Raw genomic sequence first — 21,466 nt, forward strand, 5'->3', positions numbered from 1 at the left:
AGCAAAGCGCAACGCGGGGCTATAAATATCGGTATAATTCTTTTTGGCGGCATTTTTGTCGCATAGTAAAACAAAAATGATGACAAAAAAAATCGTGAATCAAAATATTACCTGTATTCTAAAGTAGCGGGTTTTTTGTGATATAAAATAGCTGATTTTAGTAACTTAGTCAATTTGTTAGATAGAATTATTAACTCCTTTAGTCGTTGATCTCGCAGGCTCGGTTCATGCATTTAATTTTAAATCTTTTCTAGGCACAAGACCTAAAGTAATATATGTATATTTCGCGGGGCTTGTAACGACGAATAGATCAAAATCTTACAAATACACAAGTACCCAAAAATGGGATTCTCAAGTTTTACAGGAAATACAGTTAAGATGTTGATTTATAAGTGTTAATGCTCTAAGACATTAAGATTGGTGAATAATTCAGGTTAGGGTCAAAAATCTACAGTATGTTTATGAAATTACCCAACCCAGTCTTTGATAGAAAAAATAAAATCTGATTTTGGTAAGCCATATTGATCAACCACCGCACCGCCAACAAAAACGGGTAACTTTACAGCAGATGTCAATTCTTGAAAATATTTAAAATAATCAACTTTACTTACAGCCGCTACCATTGACACGACTAGGTTTTTAGGATTCGTAGAAGGTAATGTTTTTTTAAGGTCATCGGTTGGTACGTTTACGCCCAAGTATAAGGTGCGATAGTTTCTTTTGCGCAAAATATAATTGTAGTACAATAAACTAATCTCATGATATTCACCTTCTGGCGTAAATAAAACAGCGTCAAACTTTCTTTTTTCTACGAGTGGAAGTTTATCGGTTTCAACGATTATTTTTTGACGTATAACATTTGAAACAAAATGTTCTTGAACAGGTGTGATTGTGCCTACAACCCAAAGTACACCAATTCTTTTCAGAAATGAAACGAGGTAATTTTGATAGACAATTTCTAATCCTTCTTTTTCAATTGATTTAGAAAGTACCCTTTCAAAAGTTTCACAGTCTAACTCAATCATAGATTGGATCATTAAATTAACCACAGCACCCAAAGACTGTTTTTCATTGTAAATATCCTTAACCTTTGATCTTAACTCTCGTTCAGAACAACTGGCAATTTTGGAAATCTTTAATCCACTATCATAAAGAATAGCCACATTCATGAGTTTTACTAGCTCCTGATCAGTATAAGTCCTTATTTTTGTTTTCGTTCGTTTTGGAGAAATAAGATCATAACGCTTCTCCCACATTCGCAATGTGTGGGCTTTGATGCCAGTTAGCGTTTCTAAATCTTTAATCTTGTATCCTGCCATGTCATTAAAACAGATTAATCTCAATAAGGTTTAAGGTTTACAAAGATAATTTAAACATTTTGTGTGTGACAACATATTATTAAGTATTTCACCATACAAATTAAAATGTTTATTGAATATGAAGTTTGCAAATATAGGATTGTAAATTATGCCAATTTCTTCACCGTTAAATACTAAAAGTATCAATTGTTACCTAGTTAGCTTCATACTTTATGTAAATTTCGATAAATACATTGATCAAAATGAAAAAAGAAATAACAATTCCATCATCTTACTCAGAAAGAACTGAATTTAAAAGAAGATTTACTTTTTTTGAAATGTACAATTCGTTTGTAAAGGCAGTAAAAGCTTTCCCTATACTTTCAAAAAATAAAAAATCAGGAAAACTACATCTTGATTTTATTGAACGTATCCAATTAGCAGTTACAGAAGTTAATGGTTGTGCGGCATGCTCTTATCAACACACAAAAATGGCACTCAAACAAGGGATGAGCGCCGATGAAATAAGTAGCTTTTTAAGTGGAGGAGAAGATTTTATTCAGCCAAAAGAAGCAAAAGCACTTGTTTTTGCACAACATTTTGCAGACTCAACAGGTAAACCTGAATCCTACGCACTACAATCTATTGTAGACGAGTATGGATCTGAAAAAGCATTAATAATTCTGGCAGCGTGTCAAGTAATGATCGCTGGTAATATGTATGGGATACCGTTAAGCGCTTTTCAAGCACGATTAAAAGGAAAAAAATATCGGGATAGCACTTTGTTATACGAGTTAAGTATGATATTTTCAGGAGGACTTGTTTTACCTATTGCTATTATCCACGGCTTGTTAATACCATCAACTAAAATCAAAAAACCATAAAAATCCTGTAAAATGTCACATCAACTATAAAAATAATACCTTTGTTACTTATATTATATACATGACATTTAAACAACTCGGTTTAGCCGAACCCATATTAGAAGCCTTAAATGAACAAGGTTACGAAAATCCAACCCCAATTCAAGCGCAAGCAATTCCAATTTTGCTGGAAGGTAAAGACTTGCTCGGTGTAGCTCAAACAGGAACAGGAAAAACTGCTGCATTCGGCATTCCTATTCTGCACCACTTATACACGAGACAAGACAAAACAAAAGGCAAAAGACAGATAAAAGCATTGATTGTTACACCTACTAGAGAATTAGCTAGCCAAATAGATGAAAGTTTAAAAGCTTATGGCCGTCATACTGGTCTAAGAAATACAGTAATCTTCGGTGGAGTTAAACAACACAAACAAGTAGCTCGTCTCAAACAAGGAGTAGATATACTTGTTGCGACTCCAGGAAGATTGTTAGACTTACTTGGACAAGGGCATTTAACATTAAAACATTTAGACTTTGTAGTACTTGACGAGGCAGATCAGATGTTAGATATGGGGTTTATTCACGACATTAAAAAAATCATTGCCCAACTTCCACAAAAAAGACAGTCCCTTTTCTTTTCAGCAACAATGCCAAAATCAATTGTTGAATTGTCAAGAAAGATTTTAGGTCAATTTGAGCAAGTCTCTATTCAACCACAACAAGCAACCGCTGAGAAAGTCGATCAAGCAGTTTACTTTGTAAGTAAAGGAAACAAGATTAATTTGTTGAAAAATTTAATTTTGGAACGTCCTGATGATTCTGTTTTGGTATTTTCTAGAACAAAACATGGAGCAAATAAAATTGTTAAAAAGCTGGATAAAGCAGAAATTAATGCGGCCGCAATTCATGGAAATCGTTCTCAACCACAACGTGAAGCGGCTTTGGGCGGTTTTAAAGACGGAAAAATTCAAGTTTTAGTGGCAACTGATATAGCAGCCAGAGGAATTGACGTAGATGAATTGAATTTGGTAATCAACTATGACCTACCAAATGTTCCAGAAACCTATGTTCATCGAATTGGAAGAACAGGTCGAGCAGATGCGAGTGGAATTGCACTCTCATTTTGTGATAACGAACAACGCCCCTACCTTAAAAAAATTGAGAAACTGATCAAACAAAAGGTTCAGGTTATGCCACCTCATCCGTTAGTTGAAGAGGAAATTGAAGATAAAAATGTAGCCAAGAAAAAAAGCCGCAACAAAGAAGAAGGAGAAGGTAATTTTTAAATCATACAAGTCGGGAACAAAATCATGATTCAAATTGTTATATCAAAAATTTTCTAATGAGTAAATCAATACAAGTAGGGGAGCAATGTCCATCTTTTTCTTTAAAAGACCAAAATGGAGAAATAATTAATAGTGCAGATTTAATCGGTAAATCCAACTTAGTGATTTATTTCTATCCAAAAGATGAAACTGCGGGTTGTACCAAACAAGCCTGTTCATTCCGTGATGCTTATGAAGAGCTTCAAGACGCAGGAGCAAAAGTGATTGGCATCTCTAGTGATGATGAAAAAAGTCACAAAGCATTTGCAGAAAACCATCGATTACCATTTACTTTACTCGCAGATACAGATAAAAAGGTAAGGAAAGCTTTTGATGTGCCCACAAATTTATTTGGAATTATTCCAGGAAGAGTTACTTATATCGTCGATAAACAGGGAGTGATTCGTGGAGTTTTTAATTCTCAAATGAAAGTAGATCAACATGTTGATGAAGCTTTAAATGTATTAAAAAAACTATAATTTATTTAAACCTTTTTTGCTACAATCACCACAGCATTCATGTGCTTTTCGTATTTTCTAAACACTTTACGCATGGCCAAAATACGCTTTCTCGCCAAGGTATTTGTGGTAATTCTCCACCCTATTTTTAAGGCCTTGATAAAACCTTCATCGCTTATCAATCTTTTAGATTCTAAGAGGTGCATACCGTTGGTAGATTTAAACATGATTTCGAAGCCTTCTTGCTGCAAAAGCGCTTCCCATTCATTGACCGTAAGCGGACGAGCATTTACTCTAATTGTTTTGGCCAATTCTTTTTGTATAGAAGATTTTAAATCTTGCGAAATATCATTGGGAGTAAGTCCAATTTCGTGAATGGCATACAATCCGCCTGGTTTTAATAATCGGTGCGCTTCTTTTATAATGTTTGCTTTTCTGTGATCGGCATGCATGGTCAACATGGCCTCTCCATATACTTTTGTAGCGCAAGCATCATTCAACCCAACTTCTTGGGCGTTTCCATTTACAAATCTTAAATTATCTCCTTTTATTTTATTTTGCAAATAAGCAATTGCTTCTGGATCGGCATCTACACCAATGTATGAATGAGGTTGTTTTTGTAAGGATAAATTGGCGGTAAACCCAAGCCCTGGAGCAAATTCAATGACATCATCCTGATTGCTTATCTCAAGGTTGTTTACTAGTTTTTCTGTTAGTTCTTTCCCGCCTGGTCTAAGCACTTTCTTACCCATCTTAGCCAATATCCAGTGTCCTGGAGCGGTTTCCATATCTTTTACTTCCATGATTACTCTTTTAAAAGTAAAAGTATTGTTTAGAACCATTCTAAACAATACCTGATTCATGGTATAATCGGAGTTTTTTATCTTTTTTAAAATGAATTAAAATCCGCTCAATTGCGCATGTCCTTCTTCGGTGACCATTTCCATGCTCCAAGATGGTTCCCAAACTAGTTGAACCAAAACATCAATTCCAGGATAAATGCGTTTCAATGTTTCTTCGATGTCTTGAATAATTGCTCCTCCCATGGGACAACCTTTAGAGGTTAGGGTTAAATCTACCTTAACAGAAAACGGTTCTTGCTTGAACGAAATACCATAAACTAGACCTAAATCTATAATGTTGACATATAATTCTGGATCTATCACAGCTTTTAAACTTTCATAAATCCCCATCTCTGATACCTCTGCTGAATTATTATTTGCTGCTGTCATAATGTTTGTTTTTTGTGTAATACGATTTGCATTACATTGATTAAAAATAATACTGCGGCTATAAATAAAAACCCTATTCCGAGATAGAAAACCACAGTAAAGCCACTCAATAATGCGCCGAAAAACACAATAAATCCAATTACATGAAAATAATATTGGTATTTGAGTCGCTTGTAACTGTATAAGTCTTTTGGCAATAAGGTTTTCTCTTTACCCACAAAAGGTTTGTAGATTTTAAGCCAAACAATAAAAGGCAATGTTTTGTAAAATTGTCCGAGAATTAAAGTGGCGACAAAACCAATGACTAAAACCACAATATAGAATGCTGAAAGATGAAACGCGGTATTGATGTCCAATAAAAATAAAATGGAAATCGCCATGGCCAAAAGTATTGTTGGAAAGGCAATCATTGTTTTTTTCAAACCATAATCTAAGAATTTTCTCGGGCGGTTTTTATATACTACATAAATGAAGTTGAGGTAATAAATGAATCCCAAAATACCGGCTCCATAAGCGAGATACATCATCCACGACAAAACAAAAAGTTTACTAATGATTCCTAACACTAGGCTTGTCGTGAGTAACACGTAAGCGAAATTTAGCGGTCGTTTATCTAAATCGTGGACGAGTAAAAACATGGGAATTAATACACTTGAAACGCCAATAATTAAGAAAATAAACCAACCGATAATTCCAAAATGAGCATGGAGTTTAAGCAGTTCTAAATGAACAAAAGGAAGGAATGGATAAAGAAAATTGAGGGCTAAAATTAACCCTACAACAACGGTAATGGCGAGCCAAATTGCACTTGTTTTAATGAACTTTTTAGCAACTTTGTTTTCGGTAGATTTCCCGATGGTTTTCCAAATATTGACAAGAAAAAGAAGAACTGCAATATTGAGCAGACTTCCGAAAAGAGTTAAACCAATCGCATTGACATCAAAATAGAAAGACAAACACAGTCCGAGTGTTCCTGCAGATAAAAGATAGAAAATGCTTTTGGTGAGTTTTTCAGAATAGATTTTTTGAAGGAAGATAACCGGCAGTAATTGAAACAATGCCCCAAAAATTACAGAAGTCACGAAGCCCAGCATCAGAATATGTGTGATGGTTAGCATGGTTTCGTTGAAGTAAACTTGCGTAAGAACAGCTTTCGGATGCAAGGCTATAAATACAATTGCGATGAGCCAACTGAAAGCTGAAAATACAAAATACGGAATCACCGAATTTGCTGACGGGGCATTATTTGTTCCTTGATTGAACATTCTTGTGGGTAATAAACAGCATGACATTACCTTCTGAAATAGGACAAATAAATGTGTTTAGATTTTTGTCTTCCAACTCCGGCAACAAATGCTGAGGAATTCTTTTATGATAAATTTTAAGTCCAGTATTTTCTTCAAGCTCCTGAATGACTTCTAAAATCCTTATCATGGGTTCTGGCATTTCAAGGTTTCTAACATCCATGGTTTTGATTATTCCTGGATACTCTTCAACCAAACGATTATATTGACTTTCATCTATCTTTTTTATGGACTTATTTTGATTCTCCGTTTCTTTTTCGGCTGTTCCTCCTGATTTAAAATAAGTATGATAAACACCATCTTTTACGGTGGTAAATGAGAGAAATCCTTTCTTTTCTTGAATTCTAATCAAAGGAATGGGTTCGAAATCAATAAGAACTTCCAAAGCTTCATTTTTATTTAATTTTTTCAATGCCTTCTGAAGCACATTAAAGGGATCTTCCCCTTTGGCTAAAATTGGTCGGACATCTAAAGAAATTACAGATAGATTGACTAAAAAGTCTTTTACCTCATCATTTTCTCCTAAAGAATTGCTTTGTGTATTTTCTTTTACGTTCTCTTCTAACTCAAATCCGATTTTCACCAAAGCATTAAGCATTTCTTGAACTTCACATTTTCCTATTTTAGCGGCTTCGGCAATACTTACTCTTGGTGCCAAAAGTCTTCGTAAAATGGGGTTTCTCAGCTTTGTAAAATGAGAATTCAAAGAGGCAATTGCTTCAATCGCCTCTTTGTTTTCTTTGATCACTTTGGATACTTTTGTATTTCCGTTGATTCTCATAAGTTTCTCTTTCTATAACTTACGCCATCACTTCTTTCTCAAGCTCAATTGCTTTTTTGAACAGAATATTATTCTCTAAATGAATGTGTTGGTGTAAATCTTTTTCAAATTCGGCCAGCTTACCATAAAGTACTCGGTAAGTATTACACGCACTTGCTGGTGGTTGGTAAACATCACTTAAGTCGTGAATTTTTTCCATATCATCTCCAGCTTCAAGGTGCTCAGCCTCCATCATATTTATTGGATTAACAATTGTTCCAAATGATGGTTTTTCAACTTTTTTACCTGCTTTTTTGGCTGCTACCAATTCCTTGATGTAAGGGAACAATACATTTTCCTCTTTTGGCATGTGACTCATTAATTCATCTGCTACATTTTTGAAATAATGTGCAATATCGATTGTTTCAGGATGTGCTTCTCCGTGAACGCGTGCTACTTTTGCACTGTATTCCAACAACATCGGAATCGCATCTGAGACATATTTATGATGTTTGTTTACAATGAAATCACAAAGAAAATCGAGTTCCCATTCGTTAAAGTTTTCCATTGAACTGCCTTGATCTCTATCTAAAGCGTCTAAATCTGCTTTCACTACTTTGTAATCTACGCCACGCTTCTCACATGCGGCTTGAACAGATCTTTTTCCGCCACAACAAAAATCTAAACCGTGTTTTCTAAAAACCTCTGCTTTTCTGAAATCTTCAACCACTAACTCACCAATCGTAGAGGTGTCTTCCTCTTCTTCTTGACGTGGAATTTTGGTGATTTTCACTTCCCAAATTTCAGGACCTTGTAGGATATATTCCCATGTAAAGACTTTTCCTAACTCCGCTTGCATTTGATAATACAATGGCATTGGGTCGTGATCATTGTGAATAATGAAATGAGTATTTTCTGCTAAATTCTCAAATCTTTGAAAGATGGTTGAGTGCTTGAATTGTGGTTCTATTTTCGTAACATCTAAAGTTTCCATAACAACTATTTTTATTATTTAGAACAAATCTACGTAAGGATTTTTAAAATAAAGACATTATTATCTTTTATTGTCGTATGACTTTTGTCAGTTTTACTGTTTCTTAAGGATAAAGAGCCGCTGTTAGAATATAATAAATGATGAAAATGTTAATTAAAATGATCAACAATTAATAATAATTTACTATGTTTAAGTCAACGAAAATCAAACTATAATTATGCAGGATATTCTTATCAGACGTGCCAATTTAAAAGATTTACCCATCTTAGAATCCTTTGAACAAGCAGTCATAGAATATGAACGTCCTTTTGCACCCAATCTCAAGCCTGACCCGATAGAATATTATCCCTTAGAAGATTTGATTGAGGATGAATACGCTTGTTTTTTGGTAGCTGAAAAAGAGGGTAGACTCATCGCTTCTGGTTATGCCTCAATTGAAAAGTCAAAACCCACAAAAAAGGAAAGATATCATGCCTATTTAGGATTTATGTTCGTGGTACCTGAATTTCGCGGTAAAGGCGTAAATGGACAAATTATTCAGGCACTTATTGATTGGGCAAAGAACCATAATATTACAGAAATTGTACTTGATGTTTACGCCAAAAACGAAAGCGCTTTAAAGTCCTATAGAAAATTTGGATTTGAGCCTGAATTATTAAACATGCGTTTTAATACAGAAGAGTGCAACAATTAATTTTCGGTCAATGTCGCGCAATAGTATCACCTTATTGTTTCTTTTGCTTTACGTTCTAACGATGATAATTGTTGGGATTTTTAACCGAAAAAGTAAAAGCAGCGAAGACTTCTTTTTGGCATCTAGAAAACTCCCCGCTTGGTTGCTTTCCATTACATTTATCGCTTCTTGGTGGGGCGGTGGTTCGGCAATTGACGTGGTAGATCATGCACATCAAAACGGTTTAAACTCCTTTTGGATTTACGGTGTACCTGTGCTTGTTGCCACAGCTTTGATGCTCGTTTTTGCCAAAGGAATAAGAAACCATTGTTTTATTGGCGTTGTTATTTGCCTTACGTATAAAATCTGTGTTACAAATCTCGTGGATAGGTTCAGATTTCCTCACCACAGGTGCATTTATTCCTTTGGTTTTTGGCTTTCTATGGATCAGAGGAACGAGCAAAGCTGCATTTATCTCCATGCTATTTGGAATCGTATTTTCTACCTACAATTTACTAGTGGCACTTGGCATTCCACTCCCAACTTTATGGGAAATAGCCTCGGTAGAACAAGCGATCATTGGAATTTCCATTTCTTTGGTACTTTATGTGAGTATTAGTTTGTTCACCAAAAATGATACAGATAAAAGTCAACGCTTTGTAGAAAAAGTAAATATTTTGGAACGGTAGAGGTCAAGTTTATTCGTAATATGCTATTGAATGAGGTATGAATCCCACATCAATAGTTGTTTTAATTCAAACAGATTCAATATGAAGAATTCATACCTTCTAATTGAAATTATTGCTAGTTTTCATCGCTTTGATTATATTGTACTTCACAATTTAAATAAAACCATATCAATGCAAGAAACTGGACTCTACATCATGTCGGCTATATACATTCTCGCAGGAATAATGCATTTCGTTACGCCGAAAACCTACTTAAAAATAATGCCGCCTTATATTCCAGCGCATAAAACGATGGTTTTGTTATCTGGGATTATTGAAATCATATTGGGCGTTGGACTGCTTTTCGATCAATCACGTTTTTATGCTGCTTTTGGAATTATACTTCTGCTTATTTTCGTTTTTCCTGCCAATATTTACATGGCCAAACGCATGAAGGAAAAACAAAGCAAAAATAGATGGATTGCCTATTTGAGGTTGCCTTTGCAGTTCGTGTTGATGTATTGGGCTTATTTGTATGTATAGGGTTTGCTGAAATGCCTTGAACAACACATTTATACTGTGAGTTAGGTAGTTTAGAATTGTTTAATAACGCTATCAATAGCTGGTTTATATCCTGTTCCAAATAATATTAAATGAACTAGATTTGGGTATAATTGGAGGAATGCCATTCGATCTTTCCAGTTATGTGACAATGGAAAAGTAGCTTGGTATCCTTCATAGAAAGCAGAAGAAAATCCTCCAAAAAGTTTTGTCATCGCAATATCCATTTCTCTATGTCCAAAATATATGGCAGGATCGTATATCACTGGATCATTTTTAATAGATATAAAATAATTACCACCCCATAAATCTCCATGCAATAATGCTGGTTTTTCCACGGGAATGATTTCGTTTAATTTGGAACAAAAGTTTTCTAATTTTTTGATATCAGATTGAATAAGAAGCTTTAAATCAAACGCCTTTTTTGATAAATAAAGGATTCTTTCTTCAGCATAAAAATCGGACCATGTACTTTTCTGAGTGTTGATTTGCTTAAGACTTCCAATATAATTGTCTTCTGTCCAGCCGTAACAGCTATTACTTATTTTATGTTGCTGTGCTAATTGAATACCTAATCTTTCCTGGGCATCATGAGTAGTCCTGCCTTCTTCAATATATTCCATTAAAAGGTATTGATACTTTTCATCTGAAAAATGCGAGTGCATAAGAGGCGTGGTAAGTGGACTTTTTTTATTTAGGAACTCCATAGCATGAAATTCCTTTTCCAACATTTTAGGATATTGATGTTTAACGTTTTGCTTAACAACCCACAAAGCCTGATCTGCTTTAATCAAATAAACGTCATTAATATCTCCACCATGAAGTTGACGTAAAAACTCAGGACGTTCATCAAAGTTGCCTCCTTGTTGAATTTGATCCCAATTAATGTTCATGAATTATTTGTTATTCCAATTTGACATGGTTTGGTTTAACCCTATAGTGCTGAATCCTTTAATAAATTCCGTTGCTGTTTTTATGCGTTCTTCAATCTGTAAACGTTCTTCATCATTCCATTCTCCTAACACATAATCAACTTGTTTCCCTTTGCTAAATTCACTACCAACACCGAAACGTAAACGTGCGTATTTATTGGTGTTTAAAACAGCCTGAATGTCTTTTAAACCATTATGACCGCCATCACTGCCTTTTCCTTTCATACGCAACTTACCGTATGGTAGCGCCAAATCATCGGTAATAACCAATAAGTTTTCTATTTTAATTTTCTCCTTTTGTAAGTAGTAGTTTACTGCTTTTCCGCTGAGGTTCATAAAGGTTGATGGTTTCAATAAAATAAGTTGTCTACCTTTCCACTTTGCTTTAGCAACTTCTCCAAGTTTTAACGTTTCGAAGTTGGCTTCTCGTTCTTTAGCAAATGCTTCCACGACTTTAAAGCCAATGTTGTGTCGAGTGTTTTCATATTTAGCACCTGGATTTCCTAATCCCACTATTAAATATTTCATTTCGCTTGGAATATTATCTTCAGTTTCTTTTCGTTTACTGAATAATGATTTAAAAAACATTTTTTTGATATATGTAAATTAATCTTATTTATATCTTGAACTTCGGTTTTAAGCGCGTGGATTTGAAAAAGTATTTACATCAAATCCCGTAATTTCTTCATCACATAAAATCACCATGCGTTCAATGATGTTTCTTAGCTCACGAATATTTCCGCTCCAATTTGTGTTTTTTAGTGCTTCTAAGGCATCTTCTGTGAATTTTTTTCTCGGTATTCCATGTTCCGCACAAGTCATGGTTAAAAAATGATCAGCTAGCATGGGAATATCATCCGTACGGTCATTTAAAGTAGGTACATGAATTAATATTACGCTTAATCGGTGATATAAATCCTCTCTAAAATTTCCTTCCTCAATTTCCTTTCTTAAGTTCTTATTTGTAGCAGCTATAATGCGTGGATTGACCTTGATGTTTTTTTCGCCTCCTACGCGTTGAATTACGTTTTCTTGCAAAGCCCGCAACACTTTTGCTTGAGCTGATGCGCTCATGTCGCCAATTTCATCTAAAAACAAGGTTCCTTTTTTAGCCAATTCAAATTTCCCTTTTTTTGCTTTACAGCAGAGGTAAATGCACCTTTTTCATGTCCAAAAAGCTCACTTTCTATTAACTCTGCAGGTATAGCAGCACAGTTAACCTCAATAAAAGCTTCGTCTTTTCGAGGACTATTGTCGTGAAGCGAACGTGCTACTAACTCTTTACCTGTTCCATTTTCTCCTGTAACCAAAACACGCGCTTCACTTGGCCCTACTTTTTCAATCATTTCTTTGATTTGAATAATTGCATCAGTTTCACCAATAATTGAAGAGCCCTTAAAACGTTGAACCGTCTTTTTTAAATTTTTCTTCTCTTCGACTAAGTTGTTTTTTTCACTCGCATTTCTAATGGTAACCAAAATACGATTCAAATCCAGCGGTTTCTCAATAAAATCGAATGCACCTAGCTTGATAGATTCTACCGCAGTTTCAATATTTCCATGACCTGATATCATGATTACAGGACTTTCAACTTTTTCTTTTTGAAGAGCGGTTAACACTTCCATACCGTCCATTTTAGGCATTTTAATGTCGCAAAATATAACATCGTAATATTGTGAAGTGGCTTTTGTTAAACCTTCCTTCCCATCTTCTGCTTCATCTACTTCATAATCCTCAAACTCAAATATTTCTTTGAGAGCTCTGCGAATACTTTTTTCATCATCTATGACTAATATCTTGCCCATGGAAATTATTTTAATATCCAAAAATAATAAAGTTTAAGCATTTTAGTTCTAAACAAATGTCTAATTTATTTTTGAAGGTTCTCTTTTAGGATTTGTCACCATCTGTTCATTAAAATGTGAATGATCTTATTGTTTTTCCGTACTTGTTTATATATATGCACATATTTAAGTATCGTTCTATGCATTTGATGATTTTTGAAATTCCAAACCTGATGATTTTATTCAAATTATAAAAAGGCTCTTTGTAATTGTTACATTACTCAATCCTTCTCTATGCCTTATTTTACCAAATGTTAATTAACATGGAATTTAATTTGTATGTATTTGTTTTTAAGTTATTTGCTTCAACAGACCGTTTTTAAAAATTAACAACTCTATCAAATTATGTTTAATTTTTTTTAAGTTAATGCAACTTTATGTTGAGTTGCTCCGTCTCACTTAAAAAGATATAATATGTTGAAGAATTTTATTGTTATAACACTGTTTAGCCTTGCTTCTTATAGCTTCGCTCAAACGAATCATGATGCGCGGTTATTGACGCGTTATACTTCTGAGGAACTCACAAAGATAGAAGAAAGTAATCCTGAAGAATATGCGATTATTAATCATGCACTTGATGTAGGTATTTCTATTGGAGATTTTAAAGAAGGTGAAGGGAAGGAAATTAAATTTGATGGTGTGCTTGATAAAGACCCTACTAAAGAACATACCTACATTAGCTTAGGTATAGATTTAATTAATCGTTATCAATATTTTAAATTCGAAGGAAGCAATAAAATTGTTGTCGTTCGTCCTAAAAATCTCATATTAAAAATTAAATAAAATGAAGATACTAATTACGATTTTTGCTGTTCTGTTTTCTTGGACATTGTTATTTGGACAAACCATTAACATACAAGATGCAGATTTTGATCAATCCAATCCGATTGATTGTTCGGTATTCAATGATGCCTCTGTTGCTAACTTCTTTGATGATGGTGGTACAAGCGGTGATTATTCTCCAGGAACAACAGAAACAATTACTATTTGTCCAGACAACTCTGGCGATCCCAAAATAAGGGCCTTTTTTGGAAATAGTCCTGGCTTTACTTGGGATGTTCACGGGAGCGATACTTTATTCGTTTATGATGGACCTAATACAAGTTCTCCGCGAATAGCTGCATTAAACAATGGAACTATTGGTACAGGTTTTACAGGAACTGCATCTTGGGCGAATACCTCAGGATGTTTAACATTTGAGTTTGTTTCAGACGGTGCAAATAATGGAACTGGATGGGACGCAAATATTCTTTGTTTCTCACCACCCCAAGACATAGAAATGCACGTTGAAGCATTTATAAATGGAACGCCTGGAAATGATATGTTTCCTCTGGATACAGGTTATGTAGATATTTGTCAAGGTGATTCAGTACTATTAGTAGCTAAACCAATCTTTCCTTATTCTTTTGAGAATACGAATGAAGGTTACTCACAGAACATAAACAATGTTGATTATTTATGGGAGTTCACGGATGGAACTCTTGGACCTAACAATGACAGTATATGGTTTAATCCAAATAACGAAGGTGGGTTTATCGGGTACCTAAGAATTACAGATAGCTACCCTTCGAATGAAACAATAAAATTTAAGATAAGAACCAGTATAACGCCAACATTTGCGGGTACTGGACCAATTGAAGATACGGTTTGTTTTTCAGGAAGTACGGAGTTATTCGGTGGGGTAACAAGTGCTGATACAGTTGGTGTGAGCACAAATGAGGGTAGTTTCCAATTAGGAGGTTCTGTGGCTGGTGAAACTTATTTACCAGACGGTTCAGGAGTTACTTATTCCACTACAATTAATATGTCTGGTTTTCCTGCTGGAGCAACGTTTGCAAATGCTGGAGACCTCGTAGAGATGTGTGTGGATATGGAACACAGTTTTTTAGGAGATTTAGAAATGTGGTTAACTTGTCCAAATGGAACAGAAGTAACCATCTTTAACTCTTCAACTCAATCAGCAGGTTATATTCCGGGTGGTTTTGGTGGAGGAGGAAGGTTTTTAGGAGAACCTGATGTTTCAGGAGGATCGGGTCCAGGAAATGGATATGAATATTGTTTTTCTTCAGTAAATAATAACTGGGGAGATTTTGCCTCTGAATACCTAACCAATACAATTCCTTTACCTCCAACTGCACCTTCACAAAATACATTGGGTACGATGGATCCAAACGGAATCTATGCACCAGAAGATTCGTATATTGGTTTTGCAGGTTGTCCACTAAATGGTAACTGGACTTTGAATATTAGAGATAGTTGGGGAGGTGATGACGGTTACATCTTTGAATGGGGATTATATTTTGACCCTTCTTTATTTCCAGACAATGAATTCTATCAAAATACTATTACAGATGCATATTGGTCTCAAGACCCTACTATAGTTTCGGACACAACGAATGATACTTTAATTGTAATAGAGCCAGATGGAATTGGGGATTATTTCTACACATTTAATGTTGAAGATGACTTTGGTTGTTTTTACGATACTATCGTTCAACTTCACGTACAAGATACAGTAATAAACATTTCTACATTAGACACTTCAGCTTATTGTTTTAATGACAGTATTCCATTGTGGGTTGAAGTAGATGGAACTGTACCTCCATTTCAAATTGAATGGCAGGATGGTCAACAAGATTCAGTTGCATATTATAGTGTGCTCGAAAATGGATATACGGAATACGTCATTACAGTAACAGACGAATGTGGAATTTCGCATCGGGATACAGCATCAATAACCATGAATCAAACTTTGTCTATTGATTCTTTAAATCAATTTCCGGCAGATTGTGGTTTAGAAAACGGAGCCGTTTTAGGATTCGGAAGTGGCTTTACGGGCACACCTGATTATAATTGGCGTGGTCCTGGGGCAGAAAATCCGTCTAACACCCAATCTACAGCTTGGCCAGATAAAGCGGCTGGGTGGTATTATTTCCGTATTAAAGACGATGTATGTACAGTAAGAGATAGTATCCTATTAGAACAAAATCCGCCGCCAGAAGCTTCTTTCACGGCTACACCAACACAAGGTCCTGCGCCTTTAGATGTTATTTTTACGAATACCTCCGATCCAGCATCACAATATGATTGGGATTTTGGAAATGGTGATGGAAATATAGTAAATGACCTGAGTACTCAATATTCAAACTATCCTGATGAAGGTGTATATACTGTTGTTCTAACTATTACGGAAGGAGCTTGTACTGATGAGGCCACTCAATTAATAGATGTGTTTTTACCAGTTGAATATGATATGGTAAATTCATTTACTCCAAATGGTGATGGTGTTAATGATTTCTTTACAGTAAACGCAAGTAATACAACCTCTTTTGAAATCGTTATTTTGAACAGATGGGGGAATGTTGTTTTTGAGAGTGATAATCCTAACTTTCAATGGGATGGTACTGTTGATAACAATGGAACAGAATGTAATGACGGAACTTATTTTTACAAGTTTATAATAGAAGGTGCTGGTGGTGAAAGTAAGGAAGAACACGGTTTTGTTCATCTTTTAAGAGGTACCGAATAAACATTTGATAGATTTATAGTTGTCATATTTACTGATGACGCATTCATATTAAATTACCTCCAAGAATTCATTTTTTTGGAGGTTGTTTTTTTAGGATCATTAATTCAGTATGAAAATGCAAATTTCAAGGAACCCGTAACGCTTAATCTAACAAAATCAAAACCTCATAAATGATGGTAATATCCAAAATTAAGCGCCTTGAAACTTCTCCTGTCACATTTTAGTGTTGGGTTTTACTGAATGATACCTGTTTAAAGATTTAGAATGGTGAAATAGTTCGGGATAAATTCGTTATATTTATCTGTCTATATTGTCTTTAGTTAGATTGTTACTACAAATACTATGATTATGGCCCACAATTATTTTAAAAAGTTCTTATTGTTGCATCTGAAAATTGATGAATCAAAAATTGATGCAATTCTTAAAAAAAGCCGACACAGTATCGTGCATAAAGATGACTTTTTGTTACGTGCGAATGCACATTGTAAACATACTTTTTTTGTAGAGAAAGGTTTGCTAAGACAATTTTCTACTGATGACAAGGGAAAAGAACATATTATTTCTTTTGCGCCAGAGGGTTGGCTCGTTACTGATCGAGAGAGTGTTTTCTTCAACGAACCATCCGCTTACAACATTCAAGCGCTGGAAGATAGTCAAGTGGTAATCATTGATGATGAACTCCTACAAAGAATCGCACAAAAAGCCCCGAATTTTGTACGTTTTAATAGTCGTTTGTTGCATAATCATATTCGTCATCTCCAGCAAAGAATCAATTTATTATTGAGTGCCACGGCAGAAGAACGTTATTTGAAGTTTGTAAGTATGTATCCAAATATACTTCAACGTGTCCCACAAAGTATGATAGCCTCTTATCTAGGAATAACCCCAGAAAGTTTAAGTCGTGTGCGCAGAGAATTGACAAATAAAACATAAATTAGCATTTAGTCAGGTTATATCCACACTAATATCATTACAAATATATTTCCATAAATCTAACGATGGGGTTGGTTCTTACCATACATCAATGCATAATATTTTTGTTTCATGTAATTTTGTTTAAAAACTAGATATGAAAAAGAAAGAAGTAGAATACATAGCGCAACCGAAACCACCACATTTTGTTGGAGATGGATTTCGTGTACATAATTATATCCCAGGTGTAAGCCGCTTAAGCATGGAAAGAATGAATCCGTTTATTATGATGGATTATAATTCAAAGTATTATTTTCCTGCTACAAACACGCCAAGAGGTATTGGTGTTCATCCGCATAGAGGATTTGAAACTGTTACAATTGCATACAAGGGGAGAGTAGCCCACCATGATAGCAGTGGGGGCGGAGGTGTAATTGGCGAAGGAGATATCCAGTGGATGACAGCTGCAAGTGGCGTTTTACATAAAGAGTATCACGAAAAAGAATGGAGTAAACAAGGTGGCGACTTTCAAATGGTCCAGTTATGGGTGAATTTACCAAAAAAGGATAAAATGAGTGCTCCAAAATATCAAGCCATCAAAAAAGAGGAAATTGAACGATATCAATTGCCAAATGATGCTGGAACCATTGAGGTAATTGCAGGGGAGTATGAAGCAGTCCAAGGACCAGCTTCAACATTTACACCTATAAATATGTTCAATGCAAAACTCAAAAAAGACGGAAAAGCTAGCTTCGATTTTCCTGAACATTATAATACGGCTTTATTGGTTTTGGAAGGTAATATTAAGATCAATCAAACACATGAGATTCCAACAGATCATTTAGCGTTGATGGCGAATAAAGGCGAAACCTTTGATGTCGAAGCTACTGAAGATGCGCTTGTTTTGGTGATTAGTGGTGAGCCGATTGAAGAGCCAATCGCTGCACATGGTCCTTTTGTAATGAATTCACGAGAAGAATTAGTTCAAGCGTTTGAAGATTTTAAAAATGGTAAATTTGGAGAATTGAAAGATTGAATTTTTTTGTGTAGGATTTTTAATAAACACGTAGAACCACACTGCAATTTGGTTCTACGTGATAAAAAATGTGATCAATCATCATTGAAAAGCCCTATTCACAATATCCGCAATAATCACTCTTTGTATCATGTTCAAAGTCTACCTCTGTATCATACAAATCACTTACGATTTTCGTTAATGTCTTTTTAAATAAGTCCATTAATTCCTCATTTGTTTCAGTCATTTGATTGTCTAAATAAAATGGACCGTCGTAGAGATTTACCATAGAAATAATGCCCACTTTTTCTGGATAATATCCAAATTTATCATAGAAAAGCATGTTGTAAACCAACATTTGAAAAACATACTTGCTATTTTTTAATTTCTTAATGAACTCTTCAACAACATCTTCTTCTGTCTTTGCTTTCGAAGTTATTTTTGTCAGTTTAACATCTTGTTGGGTACATTTCCCCGATTTGTAATCAATAATGCGCTTTTTTCCATTAAAATCATCTATTCTATCGATAAAACCTATGAAATTCACTTCTTTTTCTTCTCCGTGAACATTGAGTTTTAAAGTAGATTGTAACTTCATTTCTAAACTCACAATGAATAAATGACCGTCTTTGTCTTTTAATTCTTTTTCTTCTTGCTTTAAAAATCGATCGGTAAGATGCTGCGCAATTTCTAGACTCAAATAATTTTTCCCTTCGATGTTTTGATTAGGCGAATAATTAAAGAAATCATAAAAATGCTTTTTCATCACATCTTTCTGTTTTTTGCGCATTTGGTTGACATCAATTGCAGATAATGATTTGTGATTTTCTCGTTTTGCTCCGTCTGAATTGAATTGTGCAAAGTCTTCGTATAAAGTTTCTAAGGTATTGTGAATAAAATCTCCAAAAGTACTGGCCTCAATTTCTTCTTCTACTTTGTCTTCTTCTCCAAATCCGAGTAGATATTTGTAATAGAAATCCATTGGACAACGCAATGCTGTCTTTATTGCTGAAGCGGATGTTCTTCGTTTAAAATATTCGTCTAATCGTTGCAATACCGCATCTGTTTTTGGAATGGTCAATAATTCGCTTTCCTCTTCTTCATTGGAAATCGTATAATCGTAAGTATTGAATTCGATTAAAGGATTGACCCGCGAAAGTTCCAATTGTAACTGCATTATGTAACGAGAAGGCTCGTCCACACCACCCATTTCTCGATCAGAAGATGAATACGTGATCCAACAGTTTTCAACATGGTGCAATAAGCGATAAAAGTGATGCGCAAACAAACCTTGTTTCTCTCTGGGAGTTGGCAGATTGTGATAACGCCTTAAATCCATTGGAATAATGGTCTGAATCGGATTTGTAGGTGGCATACTCCCATCGTTTAACCCAACAACAATCATGTTCTTGAAGTCGATTAAACGTGTTTCCAATAATCCCATCACTTGCAAACCGTCTAATGGATTTCCGTAATAAGCAATGCTTTCGTTAATCCAATGTTGATTAAATAAAGATTTAAAAGTACCTAGGCGTAAATCTGCCTTAAATTCTTCCAAAACGGAAACTAACTTTACCAAAGAACGGTCAAAATGATAAAGTATAGAACGTTCTATTGCGTTTTTATCGTTGTTTAAACCCTGATAAATCAATTGGTTTAATGTACGGATTTGTGTTAAAGAATATTCTTTTCCAGCTTCGTTCCAAGGTGTAAAAAATAGATTAATCAATTTGGAAATGCGCTCGCCAAGCTTCAATTGTTTTGGAAATATAAATGTCCAATTCTTAGACAAAATTGTTTGTTCCACTTTTGTAATTGCTTTCAGCTCTTCGTCTGTACAAAACCCAATTATAAATGGATGTTTGATGAAACGCACAAAATCTTTATGATAAATTTGCTTAGAGTTGAATTGCTGAAAATGTTCTTGTACGGTAAAAAGTATGTCGACCCAAGACTTTATAGCCGTGTTTTTTAAAGGTAAACCCAGCGTAATATTGGTATCTCCAACATTCTTAGGAATGTTTTTCATTACAGGAACCACTAACTTTTCATCGGCTAATAAAAGTAAAGTTTCTGATAGTTCATTGTTTGGTATACCTTGATGTAAAATAGTTGCGCTTACTTTTGCTTGTCCTGTTGGTTGAGCACAATTAATGATGTCAATTTTCTTTCTTTCCTTTCCTATTTTATCAACAACAAAAGGAAGTTTTTTTACATTCAATTCAGTAAATAAATCGCGTATAAATTGACCTGCTTCATGATTATTGTCGTTGAGATAATATTCATCTGCATCAACAAATATTTCAGCTTTCCCCATATTTTTCAATTGTTTCATAATTGAAATTTCGGCAGGAGAAAGTGCGTTAAATCCGGCAAAAATGAATTGTGTTGCTTTATCTTCTTCAAAAGCGAGATCAATTTGGGTAGCTAAATTTCTATACGCCATTCCCATATAACATTCACCATCATCTTTTAGTTTTTCATTGAAATGCTGGTAATAATCAGCCAGCAAATCCCAGAATCGCATAAAACGTACTTGACCTTCGGTGAGTTCCTCTTCGGTATCAAAACTCCAATTTTCAATATCTTTGATGTCAGCTAAATTCTTGAACAGGTCCTTACTATCAATAAGGTAGCGATCCATTTCATCAAAATCACTTAATAAAGTTTTTCCCCATTTAAAAAATTCATCTAAAGACTGCGGTTCTTCTTTATCGACTTTTAAATGAATATCGTACAGCTTAAATAAAGCACGAGTTGGGTCAATAATTGGATATGGAGATAGTTCTTGCACCCACCGATTCATCGTAATGATCTTTGGAGAGAAAATAGGCTGGTCGTAAACTTGAAATAAAGCACGTTGCAAATATTTCTTAGCCCTTTGAGAAGGTAGAATTATGGTTAAATGCTCAAGTGGAAGTTGTTCTTCAAAAATATGTTGGGCTATGCGGTCGATGAAATGACTCATGTTTTATTTTTTGTAAAATATTATGGTAAGAATTACGCTTTCTGAAAAATAAGAAAAAGATATAAATTTAAAGCCAATTAAAATGTAAATATTCAAACGAGCAGGATAAAATAATTTTATTGAGTTAA

General features: G+C 34.6%; 19 protein-coding genes and 1 pseudogene. 10 read left to right on the forward strand and 10 right to left on the reverse strand.

Translation table 11 applies throughout. The annotated features are described in order from the left end of the window. Positions 1-467 precede the first annotated feature (467 nt). Entirely contained in the window at positions 468-1,319 is an 852-nt protein-coding gene (locus CW751_RS02205; protein ID WP_101333315.1) for a MerR family transcriptional regulator, read from the reverse strand. 242 nt (positions 1,320-1,561) lie between these two features. On the opposite strand from CW751_RS02205, the gene CW751_RS02210 reads away from it, so the two are divergent. The 3 genes from CW751_RS02210 to CW751_RS02220 all read left to right on the forward strand — a co-directional run bounded on the left by CW751_RS02210 (position 1,562) and on the right by CW751_RS02220 (position 3,967). Next, positions 1,562-2,182, forward strand: a complete 621-nt coding sequence (locus tag CW751_RS02210; RefSeq protein ID WP_101333316.1) for a carboxymuconolactone decarboxylase family protein — start codon at positions 1,562-1,564, stop codon at positions 2,180-2,182. A gap of 61 nt (positions 2,183-2,243) precedes the next feature. Continuing rightward, on the forward strand, positions 2,244-3,449 hold the full coding sequence (locus tag CW751_RS02215; protein ID WP_101333317.1) for a DEAD/DEAH box helicase: 1,206 nt from the start codon (positions 2,244-2,246) through the stop codon (positions 3,447-3,449). A gap of 56 nt (positions 3,450-3,505) precedes the next feature. After that, a complete protein-coding gene (locus tag CW751_RS02220) occupies positions 3,506-3,967 on the forward strand; it encodes a peroxiredoxin (RefSeq protein WP_101333318.1) in 462 nt (153 codons plus the stop codon). A gap of 5 nt (positions 3,968-3,972) precedes the next feature. Here the strand turns inward: CW751_RS02220 and CW751_RS02225 are convergent, their stop codons facing one another. From CW751_RS02225 to ric, 5 genes are all read right to left on the reverse strand, one after another. After that, a complete protein-coding gene (locus CW751_RS02225; protein WP_101333522.1) occupies positions 3,973-4,749 on the reverse strand; it encodes a class I SAM-dependent methyltransferase in 777 nt (258 codons plus the stop codon). 96 nt (positions 4,750-4,845) lie between these two features. After that, a complete protein-coding gene (locus CW751_RS02230) occupies positions 4,846-5,178 on the reverse strand; it encodes a metal-sulfur cluster assembly factor (protein ID WP_101333319.1) in 333 nt (110 codons plus the stop codon). Next, the gene (locus tag CW751_RS02235; protein ID WP_205677767.1) at positions 5,175-6,470 is read right to left on the reverse strand and encodes a cation-translocating P-type ATPase; all 1,296 of its coding nucleotides are present in this window, start codon (positions 6,468-6,470) and stop codon (positions 5,175-5,177) included. The genes CW751_RS02230 and CW751_RS02235 overlap by 4 nt, the downstream gene beginning before the upstream one ends. Then, positions 6,421-7,263: a DUF2249 domain-containing protein gene (locus tag CW751_RS02240; RefSeq protein WP_101333321.1), complete on the reverse strand. Its 843-nt coding sequence runs from the start codon at positions 7,261-7,263 to the stop codon at positions 6,421-6,423. The genes CW751_RS02235 and CW751_RS02240 overlap by 50 nt, the downstream gene beginning before the upstream one ends. Before the next feature lie 19 nt (positions 7,264-7,282). Then, complete coding sequence (gene ric, locus CW751_RS02245) at positions 7,283-8,236, reverse strand: iron-sulfur cluster repair di-iron protein (protein WP_240612516.1); 954 nt, start codon at positions 8,234-8,236, stop codon at positions 7,283-7,285. A gap of 217 nt (positions 8,237-8,453) precedes the next feature. On the opposite strand from ric, the gene CW751_RS02250 reads away from it, so the two are divergent. The 3 genes from CW751_RS02250 to CW751_RS02260 all read left to right on the forward strand — a co-directional run bounded on the left by CW751_RS02250 (position 8,454) and on the right by CW751_RS02260 (position 10,120). Further along, the gene (locus CW751_RS02250; RefSeq protein WP_101333323.1) at positions 8,454-8,930 is read left to right on the forward strand and encodes a GNAT family N-acetyltransferase; all 477 of its coding nucleotides are present in this window, start codon (positions 8,454-8,456) and stop codon (positions 8,928-8,930) included. 347 nt (positions 8,931-9,277) lie between these two features. Continuing rightward, positions 9,278-9,598 (forward strand): hypothetical protein, encoded by a 321-nt coding sequence (locus CW751_RS15630; RefSeq protein ID WP_240612517.1) that lies wholly within the window; start codon positions 9,278-9,280, stop codon positions 9,596-9,598. Between the two features lie 81 nt (positions 9,599-9,679). Further along, a complete protein-coding gene (locus CW751_RS02260) occupies positions 9,680-10,120 on the forward strand; it encodes a DoxX family protein (RefSeq protein ID WP_240612518.1) in 441 nt (146 codons plus the stop codon). A 50-nt stretch (positions 10,121-10,170) separates the two neighbouring features. Here the strand turns inward: CW751_RS02260 and CW751_RS02265 are convergent, their stop codons facing one another. The 3 genes and pseudogenes from CW751_RS02265 to CW751_RS02275 form a co-directional block, all read right to left on the reverse strand. Continuing rightward, positions 10,171-11,031, reverse strand: a complete 861-nt coding sequence (locus CW751_RS02265; RefSeq protein ID WP_101333324.1) for a fructosamine kinase family protein — start codon at positions 11,029-11,031, stop codon at positions 10,171-10,173. 3 nt (positions 11,032-11,034) lie between these two features. Next, positions 11,035-11,658, reverse strand: coding sequence for an aminoacyl-tRNA hydrolase (pth, locus tag CW751_RS02270; RefSeq protein WP_240612519.1), 624 nt, complete (start codon positions 11,656-11,658; stop codon positions 11,035-11,037). A 48-nt stretch (positions 11,659-11,706) separates the two neighbouring features. Continuing rightward, positions 11,707-12,875 (reverse strand): annotated as a pseudogene (locus CW751_RS02275) (sigma-54-dependent transcriptional regulator). A 453-nt stretch (positions 12,876-13,328) separates the two neighbouring features. Between CW751_RS02275 and CW751_RS02280 the strand changes: the two are divergent. From CW751_RS02280 to CW751_RS02295, 4 genes are all read left to right on the forward strand, one after another. Further along, complete coding sequence (locus CW751_RS02280) at positions 13,329-13,697, forward strand: hypothetical protein (RefSeq protein WP_101333325.1); 369 nt, start codon at positions 13,329-13,331, stop codon at positions 13,695-13,697. Between the two features lies 1 nt (position 13,698). Further along, positions 13,699-16,443 carry a T9SS type B sorting domain-containing protein gene (locus tag CW751_RS02285; protein WP_101333326.1) on the forward strand — a complete coding sequence of 915 codons (2,745 nt, stop codon included), beginning with the start codon at positions 13,699-13,701 and terminating at the stop codon, positions 16,441-16,443. A 348-nt stretch (positions 16,444-16,791) separates the two neighbouring features. Continuing rightward, the gene (locus CW751_RS02290) at positions 16,792-17,376 is read left to right on the forward strand and encodes a Crp/Fnr family transcriptional regulator (RefSeq protein ID WP_101333525.1); all 585 of its coding nucleotides are present in this window, start codon (positions 16,792-16,794) and stop codon (positions 17,374-17,376) included. Positions 17,377-17,512: 136 nt separating this feature from the next. Then, positions 17,513-18,391: a pirin family protein gene (locus CW751_RS02295; protein WP_101333327.1), complete on the forward strand. Its 879-nt coding sequence runs from the start codon at positions 17,513-17,515 to the stop codon at positions 18,389-18,391. 94 nt (positions 18,392-18,485) lie between these two features. Here CW751_RS02295 and CW751_RS02300 read toward each other — a convergent pair whose 3' ends face one another. Next, a complete protein-coding gene (locus tag CW751_RS02300) occupies positions 18,486-21,338 on the reverse strand; it encodes a PD-(D/E)XK nuclease family protein (protein WP_101333328.1) in 2,853 nt (950 codons plus the stop codon). Positions 21,339-21,466: the final 128 nt, after the last annotated feature.

The organism is Brumimicrobium salinarum (genome assembly GCF_002844555.1).
Lineage (GTDB): Bacteria > Bacteroidota > Bacteroidia > Flavobacteriales_D > Crocinitomicaceae > Brumimicrobium > Brumimicrobium salinarum.

Bases quoted from the DNA above. Each gene is read 5' to 3' on its own strand.
- CW751_RS02215 (WP_101333317.1), top strand. From the start codon at position 2,244: ATGACATTTAAACAACTCGGTTTAGCCGAACCCATATTAGAAGCCTTA.
- CW751_RS02300 (WP_101333328.1), bottom strand. From the start codon at position 21,338: ATGAGTCATTTCATCGACCGCATAGCCCAACATATTTTTGAAGAACAA.
- CW751_RS02290 (WP_101333525.1), top strand. From the start codon at position 16,792: ATGGCCCACAATTATTTTAAAAAGTTCTTATTGTTGCATCTGAAAATT.
- CW751_RS02250 (WP_101333323.1), top strand. From the start codon at position 8,454: ATGCAGGATATTCTTATCAGACGTGCCAATTTAAAAGATTTACCCATC.
- CW751_RS02285 (WP_101333326.1), top strand. From the start codon at position 13,699: ATGAAGATACTAATTACGATTTTTGCTGTTCTGTTTTCTTGGACATTG.
- pth (WP_240612519.1), bottom strand. From the start codon at position 11,658: ATGTTTTTTAAATCATTATTCAGTAAACGAAAAGAAACTGAAGATAAT.
- CW751_RS02265 (WP_101333324.1), bottom strand. From the start codon at position 11,031: ATGAACATTAATTGGGATCAAATTCAACAAGGAGGCAACTTTGATGAA.
- CW751_RS02240 (WP_101333321.1), bottom strand. From the start codon at position 7,263: ATGAGAATCAACGGAAATACAAAAGTATCCAAAGTGATCAAAGAAAAC.
- CW751_RS02210 (WP_101333316.1), top strand. From the start codon at position 1,562: ATGAAAAAAGAAATAACAATTCCATCATCTTACTCAGAAAGAACTGAA.
- CW751_RS02220 (WP_101333318.1), top strand. From the start codon at position 3,506: ATGAGTAAATCAATACAAGTAGGGGAGCAATGTCCATCTTTTTCTTTA.
- CW751_RS02260 (WP_240612518.1), top strand. From the start codon at position 9,680: ATGAAGAATTCATACCTTCTAATTGAAATTATTGCTAGTTTTCATCGC.
- CW751_RS02295 (WP_101333327.1), top strand. From the start codon at position 17,513: ATGAAAAAGAAAGAAGTAGAATACATAGCGCAACCGAAACCACCACAT.
- CW751_RS02225 (WP_101333522.1), bottom strand. From the start codon at position 4,749: ATGGAAGTAAAAGATATGGAAACCGCTCCAGGACACTGGATATTGGCT.
- CW751_RS02280 (WP_101333325.1), top strand. From the start codon at position 13,329: ATGTTGAAGAATTTTATTGTTATAACACTGTTTAGCCTTGCTTCTTAT.
- ric (WP_240612516.1), bottom strand. From the start codon at position 8,236: ATGGAAACTTTAGATGTTACGAAAATAGAACCACAATTCAAGCACTCA.
- CW751_RS02230 (WP_101333319.1), bottom strand. From the start codon at position 5,178: ATGACAGCAGCAAATAATAATTCAGCAGAGGTATCAGAGATGGGGATT.
- CW751_RS02205 (WP_101333315.1), bottom strand. From the start codon at position 1,319: ATGGCAGGATACAAGATTAAAGATTTAGAAACGCTAACTGGCATCAAA.
- CW751_RS02235 (WP_205677767.1), bottom strand. From the start codon at position 6,470: ATGTCATGCTGTTTATTACCCACAAGAATGTTCAATCAAGGAACAAAT.